Source organism: Enterococcus sp. DIV1224, from assembly GCF_050555455.1.
Taxonomy (GTDB): Bacteria; Bacillota; Bacilli; order Lactobacillales; family Enterococcaceae; genus Enterococcus_B; species Enterococcus_B lactis.
The window spans coordinates 84,265-107,193 of sequence record NZ_CP187859.1 but is presented as its reverse complement, the minus strand read 5'-3'; the positions used below and the strand labels follow the sequence as shown (position 1 = coordinate 107,193).

Annotated in this window: 18 protein-coding genes; 2 read left to right on the top strand and 16 right to left on the bottom strand. The window is 39.7% G+C overall.

The annotated features are described in order from the left end of the window. The first annotated feature begins 53 nt into the window (after positions 1-53). The gene (locus IGK53_RS00535) at positions 54-506 is read left to right on the top strand and encodes a YueI family protein (protein ID WP_002316567.1); all 453 of its coding nucleotides are present in this window, start codon (positions 54-56) and stop codon (positions 504-506) included. 87 nt (positions 507-593) lie between these two features. On the opposite strand, the gene gshAB is transcribed toward IGK53_RS00535, so the two are convergent. The 16 genes from gshAB to IGK53_RS00455 all read right to left on the bottom strand — a co-directional run bounded on the left by gshAB (position 594) and on the right by IGK53_RS00455 (position 22,303). Beyond that, positions 594-2,861 carry a bifunctional glutamate--cysteine ligase GshA/glutathione synthetase GshB gene (gshAB, locus tag IGK53_RS00530; RefSeq protein WP_002329753.1) on the bottom strand — a complete coding sequence of 756 codons (2,268 nt, stop codon included), beginning with the start codon at positions 2,859-2,861 and terminating at the stop codon, positions 594-596. A gap of 186 nt (positions 2,862-3,047) precedes the next feature. Continuing rightward, a complete protein-coding gene (gene ftsY / locus IGK53_RS00525) occupies positions 3,048-4,046 on the bottom strand; it encodes a signal recognition particle-docking protein FtsY (RefSeq protein WP_002329754.1) in 999 nt (332 codons plus the stop codon). A gap of 11 nt (positions 4,047-4,057) precedes the next feature. Beyond that, entirely contained in the window at positions 4,058-4,867 is an 810-nt protein-coding gene (locus tag IGK53_RS00520; RefSeq protein WP_002329755.1) for a Cof-type HAD-IIB family hydrolase, read from the bottom strand. 7 nt (positions 4,868-4,874) lie between these two features. Further along, a complete protein-coding gene (gene smc, locus IGK53_RS00515) occupies positions 4,875-8,456 on the bottom strand; it encodes a chromosome segregation protein SMC (RefSeq protein ID WP_002312355.1) in 3,582 nt (1,193 codons plus the stop codon). 19 nt (positions 8,457-8,475) lie between these two features. Further along, positions 8,476-9,162 (bottom strand): ribonuclease III, encoded by a 687-nt coding sequence (gene rnc / locus IGK53_RS00510; RefSeq protein WP_002287896.1) that lies wholly within the window; start codon positions 9,160-9,162, stop codon positions 8,476-8,478. Positions 9,163-9,696: 534 nt separating this feature from the next. Next, complete coding sequence (locus IGK53_RS00505; protein WP_002290478.1) at positions 9,697-10,065, bottom strand: ATP-binding cassette domain-containing protein; 369 nt, start codon at positions 10,063-10,065, stop codon at positions 9,697-9,699. A gap of 646 nt (positions 10,066-10,711) precedes the next feature. Then, positions 10,712-12,493 (bottom strand): oligopeptide ABC transporter substrate-binding protein, encoded by a 1,782-nt coding sequence (locus IGK53_RS00500; RefSeq protein WP_002290476.1) that lies wholly within the window; start codon positions 12,491-12,493, stop codon positions 10,712-10,714. Positions 12,494-12,519: 26 nt separating this feature from the next. Next, positions 12,520-13,434: an ABC transporter permease gene (locus IGK53_RS00495; RefSeq protein WP_002290475.1), complete on the bottom strand. Its 915-nt coding sequence runs from the start codon at positions 13,432-13,434 to the stop codon at positions 12,520-12,522. 26 nt (positions 13,435-13,460) lie between these two features. Beyond that, on the bottom strand, positions 13,461-14,423 hold the full coding sequence (opp4B, locus tag IGK53_RS00490; protein WP_002290474.1) for an oligopeptide ABC transporter permease: 963 nt from the start codon (positions 14,421-14,423) through the stop codon (positions 13,461-13,463). Then, positions 14,423-15,367, bottom strand: coding sequence for an ABC transporter ATP-binding protein (locus IGK53_RS00485; RefSeq protein WP_002309831.1), 945 nt, complete (start codon positions 15,365-15,367; stop codon positions 14,423-14,425). Before IGK53_RS00485 ends, opp4B begins: the two co-directional genes overlap by 1 nt. Continuing rightward, positions 15,368-16,372, bottom strand: a complete 1,005-nt coding sequence (locus tag IGK53_RS00480; protein ID WP_002290472.1) for an ABC transporter ATP-binding protein — start codon at positions 16,370-16,372, stop codon at positions 15,368-15,370. Positions 16,373-16,639: 267 nt separating this feature from the next. Next, entirely contained in the window at positions 16,640-16,882 is a 243-nt protein-coding gene (gene acpP / locus IGK53_RS00475) for an acyl carrier protein (RefSeq protein WP_002290470.1), read from the bottom strand. A gap of 120 nt (positions 16,883-17,002) precedes the next feature. Continuing rightward, positions 17,003-18,004 (bottom strand): phosphate acyltransferase PlsX, encoded by a 1,002-nt coding sequence (gene plsX, locus IGK53_RS00470; protein WP_002290467.1) that lies wholly within the window; start codon positions 18,002-18,004, stop codon positions 17,003-17,005. Positions 18,005-18,052: 48 nt separating this feature from the next. After that, positions 18,053-20,089: an ATP-dependent DNA helicase RecG gene (gene recG / locus IGK53_RS00465; protein ID WP_002329757.1), complete on the bottom strand. Its 2,037-nt coding sequence runs from the start codon at positions 20,087-20,089 to the stop codon at positions 18,053-18,055. Positions 20,090-20,206: 117 nt separating this feature from the next. Continuing rightward, on the bottom strand, positions 20,207-21,889 hold the full coding sequence (locus IGK53_RS00460) for a DAK2 domain-containing protein (protein WP_002290465.1): 1,683 nt from the start codon (positions 21,887-21,889) through the stop codon (positions 20,207-20,209). Between the two features lie 51 nt (positions 21,890-21,940). Continuing rightward, positions 21,941-22,303: an Asp23/Gls24 family envelope stress response protein gene (locus IGK53_RS00455; protein ID WP_002290464.1), complete on the bottom strand. Its 363-nt coding sequence runs from the start codon at positions 22,301-22,303 to the stop codon at positions 21,941-21,943. Positions 22,304-22,572: 269 nt separating this feature from the next. Between IGK53_RS00455 and rpmB the strand changes: the two genes are divergently transcribed. After that, on the top strand, positions 22,573-22,761 hold the full coding sequence (gene rpmB / locus IGK53_RS00450; RefSeq protein ID WP_002290463.1) for a 50S ribosomal protein L28: 189 nt from the start codon (positions 22,573-22,575) through the stop codon (positions 22,759-22,761). The last annotated feature ends 168 nt before the right edge of the window (positions 22,762-22,929 follow it).

Sequence of the window (22,929 nt, the reverse complement as noted above, 5' to 3'; positions counted from 1 at the left end):
GGGAATATGCTATAATCGTAAGAAAGACAAAGAGAAGAAGGAGGGTATTTTTTATGGCACAAGATGATGTAAAAAGCCATTTGGATAAGGGACTTTATGGTACACCTTTAGTGAACCCTGAAGAACAGCATAAATATTTAGGGACATTCAGGGAACGTTGCTATCTTAGTATGACTGTTGCTGAAATGATCCACCCGAAAAACAAAGAAAACTTTTTAAAAGAACTCAAAAAACATCCAGATGCTTCCATACTCTTGAATGGGGCTCTACCCCTTTCTGTCCAAAACCAATATATCCAGCTAGCAACGAAAAACAATAGCCGATTTACTGTAGTCAACGATTACGTCACTGCAAATCCTGAGGAATTCGGATTGCTCTTAACAGCAAAAGAAGCAGTAAATGAACCTGTGATCGATATCGAAAAAAAATACCCAGAAGAAAACTCTTCGCCATCTGAAAAAGAAAAACCAAAAAAGAAAAAAAGCTTCTGGGATCGTTTATTTTAAAACGAAAAAACACATAAATTTTTACATGCAAAAAAGCTTTTGAACAGATCGACATCAAATAGGACAATCTGTCAAAAGCTTTTTCGTTTAAAATATTTCAGGATATAACAATTTCAATACATTCATCGTCAATCTTCTGCCTTTTCCTGCAAAAGGATAAACATGCATATGCATCGCTGGATTGAAATTTGCTTCGATGATCCCGTATGCTTTTTTATCGGTTGTAGGATCGATTTCTTTATCTGGTATGATCAAATCAATACCACTGATTTTAGCTCCTAGTGCTTCTACCGCAGAAACGGCGATTTTTTTGTAAGCTTCAGAAAATTCATCAGTCATATCGATCGAATCACCGCCCGTACTGATATTTGAGTTCTCCCTTAGATAAACAATTTGATTGGCTTGGGGAACTGATTCGATCGTTAACCCTTGTTCTTTCAACATCAATTGTTCTAATTCGCCTAATTGGATCAATTCCAACGGTGCACGATGATTCGTTCCACGCAAAGGGTCACTATTTTTTTCTTCAACAAGTTCTTTCACTGTTCGGATACCGTCACCAATAACATTAGCAGGGACTCGCAACATGATGGCTTGGACTTCTCCACCGATTACAAAGAAACGATATTCCGTTCCCGGCATAAATTCTTCTACTAAAACCGAGCTGTCTTCACGAAAAGCAATCGCCAATCCTGCTTGATAATCCTCCAGATCAGCCCCTTCCTTGAAAATCGTGATACCTAATCCGTAATTTGTGGACTTAGGTTTGATCACAAATGCCTGATCGGCAAATCTTGGATAAGCTTTTACGGCTTCTTCCATGGATGAAAATTCTGCGCCTCCTGGTACTCGGAACCCAGCTTCTTTTAAAACTTTTTTCGTTACTGTTTTGTTTTCCATGATAAGTGGAACGATATAGCTGTCCTTACTTGTCATGTTTGCATTTTTCACATATTCTACATGGTCTTGGAATTGCAGACGCAAAAATTGATCCGACTCATCTAATACTTTGACTTGGACGCCTTTTTGGATGGCATCGAACATAAATATCTGAGTAGAAAGTTCCATTTCGCGAAAACCGGCCAACTGATAGGGACGTTCATGACTTTCTTTATAATATTGATGCCCCAATGCCACAGCAACTTCTTGCTGACTCGATAGCTGTGCTTCTTGATAGAGTTTCGCTGCTAACGTTTGTTCGGGATGATCCATTTGAGTCAATGCTTCCTCCACTAAATAAAGAGAATCCAACCAATCCAATTCAGCCAACATTTGCTTCATCCCTTCAAGAATTTCTCTACCTTCTTGATGAAATTCAGTCTGATGTGATGGTTGTTCTAGTGCTACTTTGTTATTTCGAGTCGTACCTTCTGCCACCCATTGGTCACTGTCTTCTTTTTCTTCTGTCCATAGCATATACATCAGGAATAATTGTAAGAAACGAACTTGTTCTGGATTGATTCCCAGCCTTGCATAAGGATTCAGATCGATATTCCGCAATTCAATATAACGAACGCCTGTTGTTGCTAAATCTGCGACTTTCTTTCCGCCTCGGAAACGAAGCGGTGTATAAAATTCTTTCTCCTCCGAAAGTTTTCCTTCTTCGATCATTCGCTCGATATCTGCTAAATACTGTTTCATAGAAGCATAGGAAACTTTCACATTTGGATGATTCGTATAGCCCAGCGCACTGTTGCGAATACTGCGAACAGGTTCTTGTGGGTGTGATTCATTTATAAAATAGTTCTTCTCACTCATCGGTGAAGCACCGAATAAATAAGTGATCATCCAGCGATAGCGCATAAAGTTTCTCGCTGTTTTCAAATAAAGTTCTGTTTTGAATTCGGAAAAATCTTGAAATTCTTCCTGATGGCTGAACAATGTTCTTAGCAACTCATCGCCAAATTCAAAATTGAAATGGATACCGCTCACCATTTGTTTTCGCTTCCCGTATTCTTTTGCTAAGTAACGTCGATACAAAACATCTTCGAAATTTTTTAATTTTGCAATAATGATTTCTTCGTCTTTTTCCGGTAAGGCAGGTGGCATACTTAATGGCCAGATCATCTCTTCTTTCGGTATAGAACGAGCAGTCACATCATAAACAGCAGCCAGATACTGAAATAATTCGGGAATAGAATCGGTAACAGGGGTGATCATTTCTGTTTGTGTTTCGCTAAAATCTGTTTGGATATAGGGGTGATAGGATCGATCGCCAAAGATTGCTGGATGATCGGTTTTTGCTAGATTTCCTGCAAGATCAACCCGCTGTCCTTCCCGTTCTATACCAAATCGAGCTTGGTCGATAAAAGGGCGCGCATTGACATGCAATAATAATTGCTTAAAATTCATCATTAAGTGACCTCCAATTCATATGAATCTAATTATAATCAAAAAGTCTAAGAAAAAGAACGAAATTGTTTGAGAACCGCTTACAAATAAGTATAAAAATGAAGGCATCAAAAACACAGCTATGTTAAAAACAATCATTCAAACAAGGAGCTGCAACTTTTGTTACAGCTCCTGCTTTTTAGACATGGGTTATTCTTCTTTTAGTAATCCTTTGAATAATCCAACGACAAAATCGTTTGGATCAAACGGCTCCAAGTCATCGATGCCTTCACCCAACCCGACCAATTTCACTGGTAAATGCAGTTCATTACGGATAGCAAGTACGATACCGCCCTTTGCTGTACCATCTAATTTTGTCAAAACAAGACCGGTCACATCTGTTGTTTCTTTGAATTGTTTTGCTTGAACCATCGCGTTTTGACCAGTTGTTGCATCTAATACAAGTAGTGTTTCTTGGGGTGCTTCTGGTAATTCCCGCTGGATTACTCGTTTTATTTTTTCTAATTCGTTCATCAAGTTCACTTTATTTTGCAGTCGGCCTGCAGTATCAACTAATAAAACATCTGCCTGCTCTGTCCTTGCTCTTTCCAAAGCATCGAATACGACAGCTGCTGGATCGCCGCCTGCATTGCCACGAACAACTTCAACACCAGCGCGTTCGCCCCAGACAACTAATTGGTCGATTGCTCCAGCACGGAAGGTATCTGCTGCTGCCATCAATACTTTTTTACCTTCGTTTTTGAACTGATGAGCAAGTTTACCAATACTTGTTGTTTTCCCTACACCATTGACGCCGACAAACAAAATAACTGTTAGTCCGTCTTCTTGGATATTTAGTTCATTTACTTCATTGATTCCTTCCGCTTCATAGAGATCCACAAGTTTCTCGATGATCGCATTTTGAACTTCTGCCGATTTTTTCGCATTTCTGAGTTTCACTTCTTGACGTAACGCTTCGGTGATTCGTATCGCTGTTTCAAAACCTACATCTGCCCCGATAAGTGTTTCTTCTAATTCTTCAAAAAAGTCTTCATCGACTGTTCGAAAATTGGCAAACAGCTCATTCATCCGTTCACCAAATGTTTTACGCGTCTTTTCTAAACCCTTGTCATACTTCTCCTGTACTTCAACTTCTTCCGTTTTCTCTTCGCCAGTAAAAGCACGCTTGATTTTATCAAAAAATCCCATTTGACTCCCCCCTAATCTAATACAAATTTTTGGATCACTTTGGCTACGCCATTTTCTTCATTGCTGACTGTCACAAAATCTGCTGCTTCTTTGACGAAAGGCACAGCATTCTCCATCGCTACGCCTAGACCAGCGTATTGGATCATCGGTAAATCATTTTCTTCATCACCGATTGCCATGATTTCTTCTTGTTTCAAACCAAGATCTTTTGCCAATAAAGAAATACCATAAGCTTTTGTGACACCTTTTGGCATAAATTCCAAAAGCATACTTCTCGTTTTGATGATCTCATACATTTCATGGAATTCTACTGGTATTTCTTTGATTTTAGGATCTAATTCTTCTTGGTCATAAGCGATTACTGCCTTATTAAGCACAAATTCATCTGTAATATCGCTTATATCCGCTGGTTGGAATTGCAGCAGCTTATTCAACACATTGTACAAGGATTGCTTTCTTGGGGCACTAGGCAGCTGTAAAACCACATTGTCAGACAAAACATCTAGTGGCAGATCCAATTGCTGAGCCAATTTGTATAAGCGTTGGATATCTGATGCTTCCATCACTTTCTTTTCCATGATTTCACCAGTATCGTTTTTTTGTACTAAACCGCCGTTGAAAGTGATGCTGTAATCACCCTCATCTACCAGCCCTAATTCTTGCAGATAATGCGCCATCGCCGCTAAGGGGCGTCCTGTACATAGAACGATCTTGACCCCTTGCTGTTTTGCTTGTGCTAATGCTTGTTTATTCTCATCTGAAATCAGCTTTTGTTCATTTAATAATGTACCATCCAAATCGATTGCTACTAATTTGATCATTTCGTTCCTACACTTTCGTTTCGTTGATTTTCGCCTCTTCATTGATATCTTCCATCCGTACAGAAACGATTTTTGATACACCGGATTCTTGCATCGTCACTCCGTACAGTACATCTGCTGCGACCATCGTTCCTTTGCGGTGTGTGACTACGATAAATTGTGTGTCATCTTGGAAGTCGCTTAAGTAACGACCAAAACGTTTTACATTTGCTTCATCTAACGCTGCTTCTACCTCATCTAAGATACAAAACGGAACAGGACAGACACGGATAATAGAAAAGAGCAGCGCAATGGCTGTAAGTGCTCGTTCTCCTCCGGAAAGCAAACTTAAACTTTGCAGTTTCTTGCCAGGAGGTTGTACTTCAATCTCAATACCTGTTTTCAGCAGATCAGTTGGTTCTGTCAGTACTAATTCAGCTTTACCGCCGCCAAACATATTGGGAAAGACAATTTTGAATTCTTGACGGATAGCTTCAAATACTTCTTTGAATCTTGTCCGCACTTCATCATCCATCTCATCCATCGTTTCAAACAACTGGTTTTTCGCTGCTAACAGATCATCTCGCTGTGTCGCTAAGAAGGTATGTCTTTCACTGACTTGTTCGTATTGTTCGATTGAATTTAAGTTTACTGGCCCCAGTTTTTCAATTTGTTCTTTTAAGGAGGCAACCTTTATTCTGCTGTCTTCAATATTGGTTGTTTCTTGATAGTCGTGGGAAGCTTTCTCAAATGTCAGCTGATATTCTGACTGCAGATAGGTCAAATGATTATCTAAAATCATTTCAGCTCGGTCTTTTTGGACTTCTAATTTGGATTGTTCCGACAGTCGTGCTTTTTGCTCACGATTACGCTCTGCCAAGACTGCTTCAAGCTCATCGATCTCCCTTTGCCTTCTATCTCGCTGCTCTTTGGCTTTTGCCAACTCGGCTTTTAATGTTTCTCGCTGAGCAGATAATTCGTTAATTTGTTTTTCCAAACTTTCTTCTGTGACTTCATGATCAGAAAAGTCTGCTGTCAATGTCGCCAACTGTTTTTCTATCGCTTCTTGGCGTTCGATTGCCTCTGCTTTTTGGACTCGGGCACCGCGGAGCTGGATCTGCAGATGATTAAACTGCTCTTTCAAGACAGCAAGATCTGCTTGTTCTTGTGCTTTTTGACTTTGCACTTGTGCTCTTCTGGCTTCCATCTGGTCACTTTCTTGACTTAAAGATTTGATTTCTTCGTCGATTTGTTGACGTTGCGTTTCAAGATCTGTTTGTTTGTCTTTCAACTCGTTCGTTTGTTTTTCGTAATCTTCGATAAACTGCTGTAGCTCACGTGTCTCAAAAGTTGAGATTTGCTTTTCTTTTTCAAAACGTTCAAGTTCGTTTATGATGTTTTGCAGCTGATTTGTCGCTTCTTGTTCTTCAAAACGTAATTGTTCGCCTCGTGTACGCAAAACTTCTTGTTCTTCGGCTAAACGAGCTGTTTCTTGTTGCAGCTCCTGAACTTTCTTTTCTTGCACTTGAAGTTGTTTATCTGCTTCTTCGAATTCACTAGTCAACTGTTTCAATTCTTGGTTTTGTACAAACAAACTGCCTTGGTTTCCTCGTTTGTTCGCTCCACCTGTCATGGATCCTCCGGCATTCATCACGTCACCTTCTAAGGAAACCACTCGGTATTGATAGCGGATCGTTTGTGCGATCGCATTGGCACTAGTTAAGTCTTTTGCTAAAAGGATCGTTCCTAACAGGTTTTGAACCACTGTTTGGATTTGATCAGGATAAGCAACTTGTTCACTGGCAATCCCTATAAACCCTTCTATAGCTGCCGCTTGTGTCAATATATGAGCTGGTAACTGTCTTGGTTTGATTGTCGTCAGCGGAAGGAATGTTGCTCTTCCTCCTCTTTGCTGTTTCAAATACGTGATGGCTTGCCGAGCATCTTTTTCATTTTCAACGATAACATGTTGAGCTGCTCCACCTAAAGCTGTTTCGATGGCTAACGTGAAATCTGCAGGGACGTCTATCAGTTCAGCTACTGCTCCCACAATACCGGAAAGCTGCTGTTTATGCTGCAAGACCAATCGAACGCCTTGGTAAAAACCAAAATAGTTTTCTTGGATCTCTTGAAGGCTTTTCTGACGAGCACGCAGCTGCTGGACTTGATTCATCAATTGATACATTTTAGGCTGTTCTTTTGCTAATGCTTCTTGGAACTTTTTCCCGTTTCGTTGGATCATTTCTAACTTCTCTTTTGTTTCAGTTAAAGATGATTTTAGCTGCGCCTGCTTTTGTATCAATTCTTCTTTTTGTAAAATCAATCGGTCTACTGATGCTTCTACTTCCGATTGCTTGGCTAACGTCTGCTTGCTTTTTGCTGTTTCTTGTACATATTGACGTTCCAGATACTTCAGTTCGTTTCCTACAGCTGCTTGTTCTTGCATTAAATCAACATATTGATCTCTTAATTCTGCCAATAATTCTTTCGTTGATTTTTGGTATTTTTCTAATTCTTGCTGTGTTTTTATGAGATTTGCTTCAGCTTTTTGGATCTCTGTTTCTTTTTCTGCTGCTTCTTTCATCAAGCTTTCTTGAAGCTTTTCAAAATGTTTAACCTTTTTTTGTGCTTCTGCTAATGAAGTTTGATATTCTTGCGAGCTTTTTTGTGTATGCTTTGTCCGCTCCTGCAAAACATCTTTTTGTCCTTCTGTCTGCTTCAGTTTTTCCGAAAGATCTAATAATACTTGCTGATTTTTTTCGATCAGACGGTCGGCTTGCGCATTTTCTTTACGCTGCTTCGCCAAAATGGATTCTTGTTCTTGGATCGACTCAGATAGTTTACCTAATTCTAGATTGAATTTCGCAAGCTGTGCTTGTTTGTTGTCCCAATCTTTTTTTGCTGTCTTGATTTCAGCAACCATCAAAGAAACATCGGTTTGAGTCAGTGTTTCTTTTAGCTGTAAAAACTCCTTTGCTGCCTCACTCTGGGCGGCCAAAGGAGTTAACTGTTCTTCCAATTCATGGATGATGTCTTGGACGCGGCTGAGGTTGTCTTCTGTTTCAAAAAGCTTTTGTTCTGCTTTCTTTTTCCGCTGCTTGTATTTCAACACACCAGCTGCTTCTTCAAAGATCCCACGACGGTCTTCCGGTTTACTACTGAAAATCGCTTCTACTTTTCCTTGAGAAATGATTGAGAATGATTCTTTTCCTAATCCAGAATCTAAGAACAATTCTTGGATATCTTTTAATCTGCAGCTTTGTTTATTGATGAAAAACTCGCTTTCCCCAGTCCGTCGATAACGGCGGGTTACACTGATCTCATTGTACTCCAATGGCAGATAATGATCACTATTGTCTAAAATCACTGTGACTTCTGCAATATTCAGCTGCTTTCGGGTATCGGAACCGGCAAAGATGATATCCGGCATTTTTCCGCCTCGCAAACTTTTAGCAGATTGTTCTCCTAATACCCAGCGGATAGCTTCTGTAATATTGCTTTTTCCGCTGCCATTTGGTCCAACCACTGCTGTGACGCTGTTTTCAAAATCAATGACTGTCTTGTCTGCAAATGATTTAAAACCGGCTATTTCAATTCGTTTCAAATACAAAGCTTTCCCTCACTTACTTTTACAGTGCTGCTAATGCATTTTCCGCCGCAGCTTGTTCTGCTAATTTTTTCGATTTTCCTTGTCCAGTGCCAATCAATTGATCGTCTACATAAACTTCGATCCAAAATACTCGTTCATGAGCTGGACCTTCTTCATTGATCAATCGGTATTCGATCGATACATCACCTGATTTTTGTAAGACTTCTTGCAATTTTGTTTTATGATCCATCTCATGTGAAAAAGCACCTGCTTTGACTTTAGGAAAAATCACTTTTTCGATGAACGCATGGGTCGTGTCGAATCCTTGGTCAAGATATAACGCGCCTAAAAAAGCTTCGAATAGGTCGCAAAGCAATGCTGGTCGCGTACGTCCTCCTGAATTCTCTTCTCCCTTGCCCAACAGAACATATTGATCAAAGTGACATTCTTTGGCAAATTTCGATAAGCTGTCTTCGCGAACGATCGCTGCTCGTGTTTTTGTCAATTTTCCTTCTGGCAAATGAGGATATAAACGGAATAAATACTGAGAAACCATCAATTCTAAAACGGCATCTCCCAAAAATTCAAGTCGTTCATTATCCGATAATTGCAGATTGCGATGCTCATTCACATAGGATGAATGGGTAAAAGCTTGTTCAAGCAAATTTAGATCGTGAAAAACGATGTTATAATTTTCTTTTAGTTCTTTTGTCAGCTGGTTGTCCATTTTCCACATTCCTTTTATGGATATTTTTTCGATACTTCCTTATTATACTGGTTTTTTGTTAAATTTGAAATGGTTCGGGTAAAAGGTAAGTAAAGCTTTAATAATCCTAGTGATTGACGAGAGGTTGTGAAAAAGCCGTTTAGTTCGGAGTATTAGAGAAATAAACAAAAAGACAGCTTCTCATATTTTGCCGTTTCTTGAACGAATACCGTGGAATAGCTGATTGAACACTGTTCATACAAAAAAAGGATGTGACACGACTATTGTCACATTCCTTTTTTTGTACAATCCCTTATTCTCGTATGTTTTCAATGACTTCTTGGACGGGTCCTAGCTGAACCTCTGAAACATGAATGCTCAATAGAAGAAACACCGTTAGTAACACTTGAAAAAGGAGCGAAATGAACACACACCATTTTATCCATCGTGGGTGAATCTTTGGCTGATGACTTTTCAATAAAACGATTGAAAAAAACAGTCCAATCACTGGTAAACTATCAGATAAAACCAACAGAATGAACACATAAATAAGGTTTATTGGATTGATTTCTTCCATTCATTCATGTCCAACACATAATCGAATTCTGCTGCCAATGTTGGATCATGGGTGACCACAAGGACCGTAGCTCCTTTTGCATTCAGTTCTTGTAATGCTTGAAGGACGATTCCTTTGTTCTTTTGATCAAGAGAGGCTGTTGGCTCATCTGCAAAGATGATCTTTGGTTCTTTCAAAAATAAACGAGCAAGAGCAACTCGCTGCTGTTCTCCTCCGCTTAAGAGAAATATTTTTTGTCTATCAAATGGTCTACCTGAAATTTTTCGAGGGATTCTTTGATTTTCTGCTCCTCTTTTGAGACCAAGGTCAAGTAATCGTCTGGTACATTTCCTGCTGATTTTCTTCACCACTCGCTGCTTCGATGATGATCGATGAATGGATTTCTGGAATCGCTGATTTGATCATTTCGGTTCCAGCAAAAGAAATAGCATATAAAAAAACTGGTGACTGTGAATAGAAAAAAGAAGCGATAGATTTTTTTCATCGTTTAGAAGAAAGAAGCGGCTGGATCAGCCGCACTAACGGCATTGATTGGTGCGATCCAGCTGCTCAAGGCAATAAGTGTACATGAACTTGCTATCATCTTTTTCACATTTCTCTTCATTTGTATCCGCTCCCTTTTTTGAGTGCCTAAAGTGTCTCACGAGTGACTATTGAAACATACTTGAACAAGCAAAGGCGACAGTCGTTCGGTCCCCCTTTTTTTATTTTAAAAAGAGATAAGTGTGAACCTTCTCTTTTATTAACTACACGAAAAATTCCCATCAATTTAAAATAACAATAATTTTTATTCAACTTAAATTAAATAACGCAGATTTTATACATTTTCCTTCTTTAAAATCTATTTAAATTATATATAATAACACATTTATGATCAACGTGTTTTTAAAATAAAGTTTTAAAAAACTACATTTATTTTTATTTGCTATCAAAAATAACGATAATTAAAAAAACCGAAAAAGGACATCGCCCTTTTTCGGTCATTTTTATTGATTATGAACGTGAATCTGCTGTAACAGAAACATTTGCCCATGGGTTTGGTACATCATAAGACCAATCCCAGTCTTTGACGCGGTCGTTCACTGGCAATACTTCGTTACGGAACAACGTTGGAATCGCAAATGCTTCTTCAAACGCATACTGTTGCCATTTTTGATAGGCTTCTTTCAAATAGTCTTCATCAAATGCTTGGCTTGAACTGATATCGTTGATCAATTTTGTATTTTCTTCTGATTCATAACGAGTGTAGTTGAATGCTGCATTCGGTCCCCATAGTCCACTTGGATTTGGATCAGTTCCTGTATTCCAAGCAGCTTGGTAAACATCGATTTCAGGATCATCGTTTTCTAATTTATCGTAGAAAGAGTTGAATTCAATCAGACGACCTGTTGTGTATTGGACATCCAAACCGATTTCTTTCCATTGTTGGATATAGTAATCTGCCAATGGTTGCGCTGTTTCTCCACCAGACATCGAAGCAAAGTTGATGGTTAATTTGTTTCCATCTTTGTCTTCTCTTAACCCATCGTCGTCCACATCTTTGTAGCCGGCATCATCCAATAGTTTTTTCGCTTTGTCTAAATCTTGCGTGAATCCTTTCAATTCATCATCATGATAAGATTGGAATACTGGAGGGATCAATGAAGTGGCATTGCTTCTTAATCCTGCATAGAAACGTTCGCCTACTGCATCATTGTCTAAAGCATAGCCCATTGCTTGACGTAATGATTTATCTGCCATTTTTGAATCCGGGTTGTATTCTACACTCTTTGTTTCCGCGTTCCATTTACCTAGTTTAAATCCTAGATAAGTATAAGATGTTTGTTCACGACCTAAATTTGTATAGCCGGAAATTTCTTTATACGTATCATATGTGTCTGTTGGCATTTGGAAAATCATATCGTATAATTTAGAGTTCAATGCTTCAGTTGCACTGGCTGTTGGTACAGATTTCATCGTGATTTTTTTCAGTTTAGGCGTACCATTCCAGTAATGCTCATTTGGCAAGTATTCCACAGATTCTCCAGCTACGATGTTGCTCATGTAGTACGGTCCGAAAGTTACTGGGTTTTTACGTACTTGATCGCTAGATTCCATATCTTTGATTGCTATACCTTCCAATGTATGTTTCGGTGCTGCATAAGACCAAATCCCGCCACCAGCTTGCAGCATGCTTGGGTTTACATCTTTATATTCGATCTCAACTGTTTTGTCATCCACTTTTTTGATACCAGAGATCGTATCGGCACTTCCATCATGATACTCTTCCATCCCTACGATATTACGGAACGTATCGTCGTATCGGATACCAGTGTAATCTTTATGACCGATGATCTCATATGGGAAAATCACGTCATCAGCTGTTACGTCTTCACCATCTGACCATTTGACATTGTCTTTTATTTTGATTGTTGCTTTCTTCGTATCTTGATCTAGGTCAAGCGTAGCTGCTCCATCATCGGTGATTCGGAAATCATCGTTACTTGCAAATAACGCTTCATGAGAAGGAGCCATGAAAGCTGCATCAAAAGAATCTTGATAAAACTCCCACTGGAACAATCCTTTGAACTGACTGTCCGTTGCGACCGCAGCTTCTAATTCACCGTCTTCGATTGCATCATCATTGTTTTTTGTTGCGATTGGAAAAGTTAATTCCTCTTTGTTATTGCTGTTGCCTCCAGAGTTATTTCCAGAAGTATCTGTACCTCCGCCCCCGCATGCTGCAAGAACAACAGCAGACATCAGCGTTGCAAATCCAAAAATCGTTTTCTTCATTCCTATTTCCCCCTTCGCTTCTATAACTAGCCTAACCGTTGGCGTGCATCTGCAGAACGCTTGAATGCCTGTCCAACATAATTGATACTCAACATCAAAACTAAAATGAGGATTGATGCGGGTAACCAGATCCATTGCCGATTCACTAAGACTTCTCCATTACTTGCATAACCGATCAGTGTACCTAAACTAGGTACATTTGCCGGCAAACCGAAACCTAAGAAAGTCAAAGTTGTCTCGATACCGATGTTTGCCGCAAAGTTCATTGTCAAGTTCGTAATGATCAATGAACTTAGATTCGGCATAATTTCGCGGAACATGATTTTAAAATCACTTGTTCCCATTGTTTTTGAGGCACTGACATAATCTCTTCTTGCTTCAGATAATGTCTTGCTTCGGAATAATCGGGCTTTAGCTACCCAATAAAATGCACTCATGATGAAAATAAAGGACCAGACATTGTATCTGGAAATAATCGAAACGAAGACGATGATGATCAACATAATCGGTAGAATCATGATAAAATCAACAATTCGCATCAAGATGTTGTCAATGATCCCTCCGTAGTAGCCAGAGATGATCCCTAATCCAACCCCGATGATCGAAGTAAGGATCGTGATCGCAAATCCGATCGTGACAGAGTTTCTAGCACCTATGATCAATTGACCTAATACATCACGTCCGCCTTCATCTGCTCCCAGAATGAACTTTTGTCCTTGTGTCGAAACTGCTCCTGGGGCAGCATATTTGTCAAAAATACTAACATACATCACTTTATCTTGATCGGTCAGCATCGCACCGATAAAAATCACTAATAATAAAACCACTAGCAAACCTAATGAAAAAATAGCGATTTTATCTTTTTTAAATTCTCGAGCAATCATTCGTATCCCCATAGGAGGGATACTTTCTTGAACTGCTGTATTGTTTTTTTCACTCATCGATCCATTCTCCTTTCTGATTGGTTTTATTGAATCCGAATACGCGGGTCAACGATACTCATAATAATATCTGACAGTAACGTCCCCACTAGCGTCGCGATTCCTAAAATCAATACTAAGGATGTGATCACGGTGTAGTCTCGTTGACCAATAGAGTCAATAAATAGTTTCCCGACTCCTGGATAGCCAAAAATCTTTTCGATAACTACAGAACCAGCAATCAACGAAGTGATTTCATACCCCATTTGCGAAGCCATCGGCAACGCTGCATTCCGGAAGATATGTCTACTGAATACTTTATTCGTCGGTACCCCTTTGGAACGGGCTGTTCTGACAAAATCAAGCGACTTCGAATCGATTACTTCGCTTCGCAGATATTGGATCGTAACGGCAGTCGCCAGAAATGCTTGGGTAATCGATGGTAGCAGAATATATTTCAAGCGATCTATCCACTGAGTGATAAATCCCCCTTGCAAACCTAGTGTTTGAGAACCGCTTGTTGGGAACCAGCCTAAACGATAACCAAAAACAAACAGCATGATCAAGCCGAAGATGAATAACGGAACAGCAAAACTAAAGAAGTTATAAATCACGACGATCTTATCCAAGATCGAATTTTGATACCGGCCTGCTAGCATCCCTAGAGGCACAGCAATCAAATAAGTAAGGACAACTGTCAAGATCGATAGATATAACGTGTTGATGATCCGTTCACCGATTAGGTCAGCAACAGAGCGTTTGTATAAGAAACTTTGACCAAAATCGCCTTGCAAAGCATTTCCGATCCAACGGAAGTACTGGACATACCATGGGTCATTCAATCCAGCTGATTGTCGCATTTGTTCGATCACTGCCGGATCTTGGTTTGGGTTGATCAAACCAGTAAATGGATCCCCTGGCATCGCTTGGGCTAATAAGAAGATCAGAACACTTAAAATAATAACTTGCGGGATCATCAATAAAACACGTCGCAGAATCGTTTTCCACATTAGCTCGCACCTCCATCTTTCAACGCCACTTTATGTGTAGTTGTGATCGTACGCAAATCGTAGACTCGGCCAGTCGCATCATAGTATTCTCTTTGGTTTTGGATATACTCTTGTTCTACTTTTCGGCGATTTTCTTTGTGGCTTTCCCGATTTTCTACATCGATTTGCGGAATTGCTGAAAGCAGACGTTTCGTATAGATGTGGCGCGGGTCATTATAAATGTCCTCTCTTGTACCGATTTCTACAAATCGACCTTTGTACATAATTGCGATGTTGTCGCACATATGTTTTACTACACCTAAATCATGAGAAATAAATAAATAGCTGAGACCGTATTCTTGCTGGATCCGTTTCATGAAATTCAATACTTGTGCTTGAACAGATAGATCCAGAGCAGATACCGGTTCATCGGCCACGATTAATTTTGGATTAGTAGCAACAGCGCGGGCTACTCCTAGACGTTGGCGTTGTCCCCCTGAAAATTCATGAGGATATTTGTAAAGTGCATCTTCCGGCATCCCAACGATATCTAGCAATCCTTTTACCTTCTTCTTTTCTTCTTGATCGCTTAACCGTTCAAAATTTCGGATAGGTTCTGCAATGATATCCAATACTCGTTTTTTAGGATTCAAACTAGACATTGAATCTTGGAAAATCATTTGTACGTCTTTGTTATAACCCATTTTTTTTCGGTTGCTTCGCTTCGTTACATCTTTTCCTTCATACATGATTTGTCCAGCTGTCGTCTTTTCTAAACCAACGACTGCTTTTCCTGTAGTGGATTTTCCGGAACCGGACTCTCCCACCAAACCATACGTCTTTCCTTTTTCGATAATAAAATCCACACCATCTACAGCATATACATGATCCGTTACTCGATTGAAGAATCCACTGCGAATAGGATAATGAACTTTCAGGTCTTTGATTGTGATTAATTCTGTCATCTACACCTCTCCTTTTTCGTCTCTAAAGTGGAAATGCTTGTAGCAAGAGCAACGTACCAAATGGTTCGGAGCGACTTCATGAAGGATAGGTTCTTCTTCGTGGTCACTTGCTGGTATCCACGGAATACGTGGAGCAAATCGGCACCCTTTACGAGGCATGTTTTTCAGAGAAGGAACCACACCTTCGATCACATGGAGTTCTGCATCATGATTTCCTTCTTGAGGTATAGAGTTCAATAAAGAGCGCGTATAAGGATGTTTCGGATGATCAAACAGTTCTTTTACACCCGCTACTTCAACAAACTGTCCGCCGTACATCACTGCCACTCGATCAGCCATTTCTGCTACGACTCCTAAGTCATGAGTGATCAGGATGATTCCTGTTTTTGTTTCTTCCTGAAGATCTTTCAGTAAATCAAGAATCTGTGCTTGGATGGTTACATCTAGGGCTGTTGTCGGTTCATCTGCAATGACGATTGGAGGTTTGCAGGCGATTGCGATCGCGATGATGACACGTTGTCTCATACCGCCTGATAATTCATGGGGATATTGACGTCCAACTCTTGCTGGATTAGGAATCCCTACTTGTTCTAGTAATTCCAGTGCGCGAGCTTGACGCTGTTCTGCATTCATCTTTGTGTGATAGGAAAGTCCTTCTTTGATCTGGTCTTCGATTCTCATGAGAGGATTTAATGCAGACAACGGATCTTGGAAAATCATTCCGATATCATTTCCGCGGATTTTATTATAAAGCGTTTCGTTCAGTTCGATTAAATTCAGATCGTTATATAAAATTTCACCTGTAATTTTTGTGTTATTAGGATCAAGTAATCCCATAATCGTAGTAGCTAATGTACTTTTCCCGCACCCAGATTCCCCAACGATTGCTAAGATCTCGTTTTTGTCTAAAGTAAATGAAACATCATCTACTGCATCATAATAGTCATCTTTGAGTCGGAAGCCTGTATGTAGGTTCTGAACTTCTAATAATTGATTATCTGACAATCGAATACCCCTCTCTGCTTCCTAAACGGAAGTTTTTCTTAGTAAAGAAAGAACATTACACAGAATAAAGCGTTTTATAACAAAGGTTATTCTTATATTTGTGTAATGAATTATTAATAATTATATAGAAAACCGCTTTACTTTGCAACATAATTTCTAATTATCGCCAGAATTATCAGAAAAATGTCTTTTCCGTGTCAGAAAGATTAAAAAAAGAAGGATAAAAAGTTGCATATAACTTTTTATCCTTCTTTGCTTTTATTGAAATTATTTGAGATGGCTGCTGATATAATCTACTGCACCGCCAACTGTTTCAATTTGTTCAGCGTCTTCATCTGAAATTTCTGTACCGAATTCATCTTCAAGTTCTAAAACGAACTCCATAATACTAATTGAATCAGCTTTTAAATCATCTTTGATGTTCAATTCATCCGACACTTTATCGGTATCTATCTCAAAATGATTTGAAATAATTTTCGCTACTTTGTTAAATACTTCTTCGCGAGTCAACTTTTTCACCTCCAAGAATCATACACTTGTCAATTACCTACACCATGGCTAATTTTACTGACATTTTTCAGGATTGTCCACCTTTTTTTAACGAACCGGATTGCCTCAGCTATCTGAATATTATTCTTCGCTTTTTTCAAATTGTTCGACTAACTGCCCTACTACATTTGTTTCAAGCATCGTGTGGATTTGGCGGATCGTATAGCGGACAGCATCAGGACCTGTTGCTCCGTGGGTTTTAATGACTGGTGCTTTCAAGCCAAACAAAACAGCTCCGCCATGTTTGGAATAATCCATTTCAGATTTTAAAGAACGCAAGCCGTCTTTTAAAAGCATGGCGCCCATTTTCCCTTTGATCCCTTCGTTTAGAATAGCGGATTTTAATAGATCCATCATATTCATTGCCGTTCCTTCAATGGATTTCAAAACAGCATTGCCTGTAAATCCATCTGTGACTACTACGTCAGCCACCCCATTGAGCAACTCGCGCGCTTCTACATTTCCAATGAAATTCAAACTGGTTTCATTCTGAAGAAGTTCATAGGCTTTTTTCGTCACTTCACTACCTTTTGTGGCTTCTGTTCCGTTGTTTAAAAGAGCAACGCGGGGACGTCCGATCCCTCGGACTTTACGTGCATAGAAAGAACCTAAAATACCGTATTGCAACAAATGTTCTGGTTTATTTTCTGCGTTAGCGCCAAGATCCAGCATATCGAAACCGGCACCTTCTTTTCCTACTACTGGCAAGGTAGACATCAAGCCAGGGCGTTCGATATTTTTGATACGTCCTACGATGAACAAACCCGCTGCTAGCAGCGCACCTGTATTCCCTGCTGAAAATATAGCATCCGCTTCGCCGTTTTTCACTGCTTGTGCAGCAAGGACCATTGAAGCAGTCTTTTTCCGTCGGATCGCTTTTACTGGCTCATCATCACTATTGATTTTTTCGTCTGTATGGATAATCGTAATGTTTTTTTCATTTGTTAAGTATTTCTTGATTTCTGCTTCTTTTCCGTAAAGTAAGAATTCTACTTCTGGAAAATCTTGCTGAGCTAAAGCCACGCCTTCTACAATTGCTTGAGGTGCGTGATCTCCGCCCATTGCATCTACGGCAATTTTCATTGTTCCCACTCCTTTTTCCATCATCATTATAAAGTATAGCATAGTCTGCTAATCGAAATAACGATTATCCTGATTTTCTATCTGGAGGCTTTGTGCTAGAGGCTGATACTCAGGCAGCATCTGCCAATTCTTTATCTGCCAAAGAGCTGCAGCCTCTTCTCTGGCTACCTCCAAAACATTTCCATCCGTCACCAAGTCAGCAATCGCAAATTGAGGTAAACCAGATTGTCGGAAGCCGAATACTTCACCGGGACCGCGTAATTCCAGATCTTTTTCACTTAGTACAAAACCATTGGTGGTCTCTGTCATGATTTTCATCCGTTCCACGCCTAGTTCATTTTTGGGATTAGCAACTAAGATACAGTAGGAAGCATCACTTCCGCGTCCAACACGTCCACGAAGCTGATGCAGCTGTGCCAAACCAAATCGATCCGCATCCATAATCAGCATGACGGTTGCGTTTGGCACGTTTACCCCTACTTCTATTACCGTAGTAGAAACTAATATCTGCATCTGGTTATCTTTGAAAGCTTCCATGATCACTTCTTTTTCCTGATTCTTCATTTTACCATGTAACAAGCCAACTTCATATTTTGGCGCAAATAGTTCACGAAGTTTTTCATAGATTTCCACTGCGTTTTTTACGTCTAATGCTTCTGATTCTTCGATCAGTGGACAGATGACATACATTTGATGTCCTCTTGCCAGTTCTTTCCTTGTCCAATCCAGTACACTGTCTAATTGAGGTGTTCTTACCCAGCGTGTTTCAATAGGGATACGCCCAGCTGGAAGTTCATCAATGATCGATACATCCATTTCACCGTACGCTGTGATAGCTAGCGTTCTAGGGATCGGAGTGGCTGTCATAAACAAGACATCAGGTCGCCAGCCTTTTTCACGAAGGACTTTCCGCTGATTCACACCAAAACGGTGCTGTTCATCCGTAATAACTAGACCTAAATTCTGAAATTCAACTCCATCTTGGATCAATGCATGTGTACCGATCACGACGTTGATTTCTCCTCGTTCTAGTTTTTCAAGGAGTTCACGTCGTTCTTTTGTTTTCGTTGACCCTGTAAGCAATGCGACCGTTACTTCATTGGGATCAAACAGCTGTTGCAAACTTTCCATGTGCTGTTGTGCCAAGATTTCGGTAGGCACCATCAACGCACCTTGGAAACCCGCTGTAACGGTGGCATATAATGCGATTGCGGCAACCACTGTTTTTCCGCTACCTACATCTCCCTGCAAAAGTCGCTGCATATGTTGAGGACTGCGAAGATCCCGACAGATTTCATTCGTTACTCGTTTTTGGGCATTTGTCAGTTCAAAAGGTAGCTTTTGAGTAAATTCTTTTAATTTTTGGACATCATAAAGGATCTCCAAGCCATTTGTTTCTGCTTTTTCTGCTTTTTTCAATCCTTGAAGACGCATTTGAAATAAAAAGAATTCTTCAAAAACGACACGTCGTTTGGCTTGGTGATTTTCTTCGTGGTTTTTCGGAAAGTGCATACTTCTTACAGCGGAAGCTCGGTCAAGTAGTCGATATTTCTCCACAAGGTTGTTCGGCAGGTTTTCTTCGATCAATGTGCCGTATTCTTGGAACCCTTTTTTGATTAGATCAACTAATGTCGTTTGACGAATCGATTTATTGACGTGATATATCGGCGAAAAGTCATCCATTGTTTGAGAACCTAAAATCTTCATCCCGTTCAAGGCTTTACGCTTTGCATCCCATTTACCGTATACGGCGATTTCCTCCGATAAAATGACTTTTTCTTTTAGATAAGGTTGATTAAAAAAAGAAACGTTGAACACATCATGTTCTTGCATCATACGAAATTGCAATCGGCTTTTTTTATAACCAAATCGATTCATCACAGGAGGAGAGACTACGATTCCTTTCAAAGTAACCTTTTCTTGATCTTGGATCTCGTTTAGATTTCTTTCCTGAATATCTTCGTAGCGAAAAGGATAATAAGCCAGTAAGTCTTCAATCGTTCGGATACCCAAGCTGGCAAGACTAGCTGCTCTTTTTTCTCCGACTCCTGCCAGCATAGTGATTGGATCATCTAAAGAACGCATATATTTTTTCCTCCCTCCTTTAACAAAAAAAGGACTTGGTCAGTGATCATACCTGATCACTAACCGAAGGCCTTTTATGAATGAATACTGTGTTAGAAAGATATTCTGTCACAGGAATTATTCAGCAGAAAATAGATAAGGATAGACAGGCTGATCTCCTTGGTGGATCTCGATTTCCAAATCAGGATGTTTTTCTGTTAGTTTCTCAGCAAATTCATTTGCTTGTTCAACTGTTCCTTCATCACCTGCTAAGATCGTTACGATCTCTGTGTCCTCATTGATCATTTGTTCTAGTGTACTTAACGCTGTTGCTGTGATATCTGGGTTAGAGATCATGATTTTTCCATCAATCATGCCTAAAAAGTCGCCTTCTTTGATCTCTACACCGTCGATTGAGGTATCTCTGATTGCGTGAGTGACTTGACCACTTACGACGCTAGACAACATTTCTGTCATCGTTTCTTTGTTTTCTTCTAAAGAAGCTTGATCATTGAATGAAAGCATAGCCGTCAATCCTTGAGAAATCGTTCTTGAAGGAACGACTGCTACTGGGATATCTGCTACTTCTGCCGCTTGATCAGCTGCCATGAAGATGTTTTTGTTGTTCGGTAAGACAATCACTTTATCTGCGTTCACTTCTTGGATCGCTTTAACGATGTCTTCCGTACTTGGGTTCATTGTTTGCCCACCACTGATAACATAATTAGCGCCTAAACTTTCAAACAGCTCTTGGACGCCTTTACCAGCAGCGATTGCTACGATACCATACGGGATACGTGGTGTTTCTTTTTTCGCAAACTCGTTCACTTCTTCATCATGTTCCAAAATCGTCTCATGCTGCAAGCGCATGTTGTCGACTTTGATTTTGACTAATGAACCGAATTTTTGTCCATAGTTCAAGACTTCTCCTGGGTTTTCTGTATGCACGTGAACTTTGATGATCTCGTCATCATTGACCACAAGTAAAGAATCTCCAATACCATCTAAATAGTTACGGAATTCTTCGTAGTCGAACGTGCTATCAACAGTAGGTCCTTCACCGATTTTCACCATGATTTCTGTACAATAACCAAAATGGATATCTTCTGTCGCCATTTGTCCTTGGACACTGCGATGGTGCTCTGCATTGACCATATCATCCATTTCTGCTGGAGAAGGTTCATATGTTTCATCCGCTTGGAATTCTCCATTCAATGCGCTTAAAAAGCCCTCATAAACAAACAGCAATCCTTGTCCTCCACTGTCTACAACACCGACTTCTTTTAGGACTGGAAGCAAGTCTGGGGTTTTAGCTAAAGCACGTTTTGCTCCTTTTACAACAGCTGTCATCACTTCAACGACATCGTCTGTACTCTTCGCTTTCTTTTCTCCAGCTTTTGCTGCTTCTCTAGCTACTGTCAAAATCGTTCCTTCTACTGGTTTCATTACTGCTTTATACGCAGTTTCAACACCATGAGTGAATGCTGCAGCAAGATCAGAAGCATTTAATGAGACAACATCTGGAATTTGCTTAGAAAATCCTCGGAACAATTGAGACAAAATAACGCCGGAATTTCCGCGCGCACCCATCAACAATCCTTTTGAAAGCATTGCTGCTAATTCTCCTACTTTTTCTGAGGTTGAATCTACTACTGCCTTCGCTCCACTAGTCATAGATAGATTCATATTTGTTCCCGTATCACCATCTGGCACAGGGAATACATTTAATGAATTGACGTATTCTGCATTTACTTGCAGACGATTCGCACCAGCCTGCACCATTTCCTGGAACTGGCTTGCACTTATTTCTGTTACACTCACCTAGATAATCCTCCTTCAGATCGACTGCTGAGTTATCAGCCAGTCTCCTGCCTAGTCTGGCAGTACACGAACACCTTGTACAAAGACATTAACCGAATTGGCAGCTACACCTAATAATGCCTCTAGATTGTATTTCACTTTTTCTTGGACGTTGCGAGAAACTTCAGAGATTTTCGTACCATAGCTGATAATCGTATAAACATCTACAGCAATACCATTATCTTCTTGGCGGACAACTACTCCTCTTGAGTAATTTTCTTTACGCAAAATCTCAGTAATATTATCTTTAATTTGATTTTTGCTGGCCATTCCTACAACACCGAACACATCTGTCGCGGCGCCACCAACAACTGTTGCAATTACATCATTGGTAATTTCAATGGTTCCAGCTGACGTTTGAATTTTTACAGCCATGAATGAGCCTCCTTAACGGGTAAAATACTCCCATTTTTCTTCTATCATATTTTATCATAGCGCAACTTGAAATAAAAGGCAGTTACCCAAAGTACTCAAAAACCTTGCAAAATTTCAGGTATAACCCTGTTTAATTTACAATTATTCTTCACAAATGTCAATTGTATCCATGAAAATGTACTTGCAAATTTCCAATCTATATGATATGTTAGTCTGGTATGAGCTGAATTATTCTATTGCTCCAAATCAAGGCAAAGGAGGAAATTACCATGGCAAAAGTTTGTTACTTTACAGGTCGCAAGACAAAAAGTGGAAACAACCGTTCACACGCTATGAACTCAACAAAACGTACTGTTAAACCTAACTTACAAAAAGTTCGCGTTATGGTCGACGGAAAACCTAAAAAAGTTTGGGTGTCAACTCGTGCTTTGAAATCAGGAAAAGTTGAACGCGTTTAATTGAATGATACTTGGACCGTTCAGATAGTGAACGGTTTTTTATTTAATAAAAATTTTGGCGGGTGGAATTTTTGATTCCTCCCCTTTTTTTGTGTTTATTTTTGTTATACGAACAAATTGTGAAGTTATTTATTCCCAAATTTTATTTTTTTATGAAAACTAGACTCT

Bases quoted from the DNA above. Each gene is read 5' to 3' on its own strand.
- IGK53_RS00535 (WP_002316567.1), top strand. From the start codon at position 54: ATGGCACAAGATGATGTAAAAAGCCATTTGGATAAGGGACTTTATGGT.
- gshAB (WP_002329753.1), bottom strand. From the start codon at position 2,861: ATGATGAATTTTAAGCAATTATTATTGCATGTCAATGCGCGCCCTTTT.
- ftsY (WP_002329754.1), bottom strand. From the start codon at position 4,046: ATGGGATTTTTTGATAAAATCAAGCGTGCTTTTACTGGCGAAGAGAAA.
- IGK53_RS00520 (WP_002329755.1), bottom strand. From the start codon at position 4,867: ATGATCAAATTAGTAGCAATCGATTTGGATGGTACATTATTAAATGAA.
- rnc (WP_002287896.1), bottom strand. From the start codon at position 9,162: ATGGACAACCAGCTGACAAAAGAACTAAAAGAAAATTATAACATCGTT.
- IGK53_RS00500 (WP_002290476.1), bottom strand. From the start codon at position 12,493: ATGAAGAAAACGATTTTTGGATTTGCAACGCTGATGTCTGCTGTTGTT.
- IGK53_RS00495 (WP_002290475.1), bottom strand. From the start codon at position 13,434: ATGAGTGAAAAAAACAATACAGCAGTTCAAGAAAGTATCCCTCCTATG.
- opp4B (WP_002290474.1), bottom strand. From the start codon at position 14,423: ATGTGGAAAACGATTCTGCGACGTGTTTTATTGATGATCCCGCAAGTT.
- IGK53_RS00485 (WP_002309831.1), bottom strand. From the start codon at position 15,367: ATGACAGAATTAATCACAATCAAAGACCTGAAAGTTCATTATCCTATT.
- plsX (WP_002290467.1), bottom strand. From the start codon at position 18,004: ATGAAAATTGCCGTAGATGCAATGGGCGGAGATCACGCACCTCAAGCA.
- recG (WP_002329757.1), bottom strand. From the start codon at position 20,089: ATGCGTTCTTTAGATGATCCAATCACTATGCTGGCAGGAGTCGGAGAA.
- IGK53_RS00455 (WP_002290464.1), bottom strand. From the start codon at position 22,303: ATGGCTGTAAAAATTCAAACGTCAGCTGGAACCATTGAAATTACCAAT.
- rpmB (WP_002290463.1), top strand. From the start codon at position 22,573: ATGGCAAAAGTTTGTTACTTTACAGGTCGCAAGACAAAAAGTGGAAAC.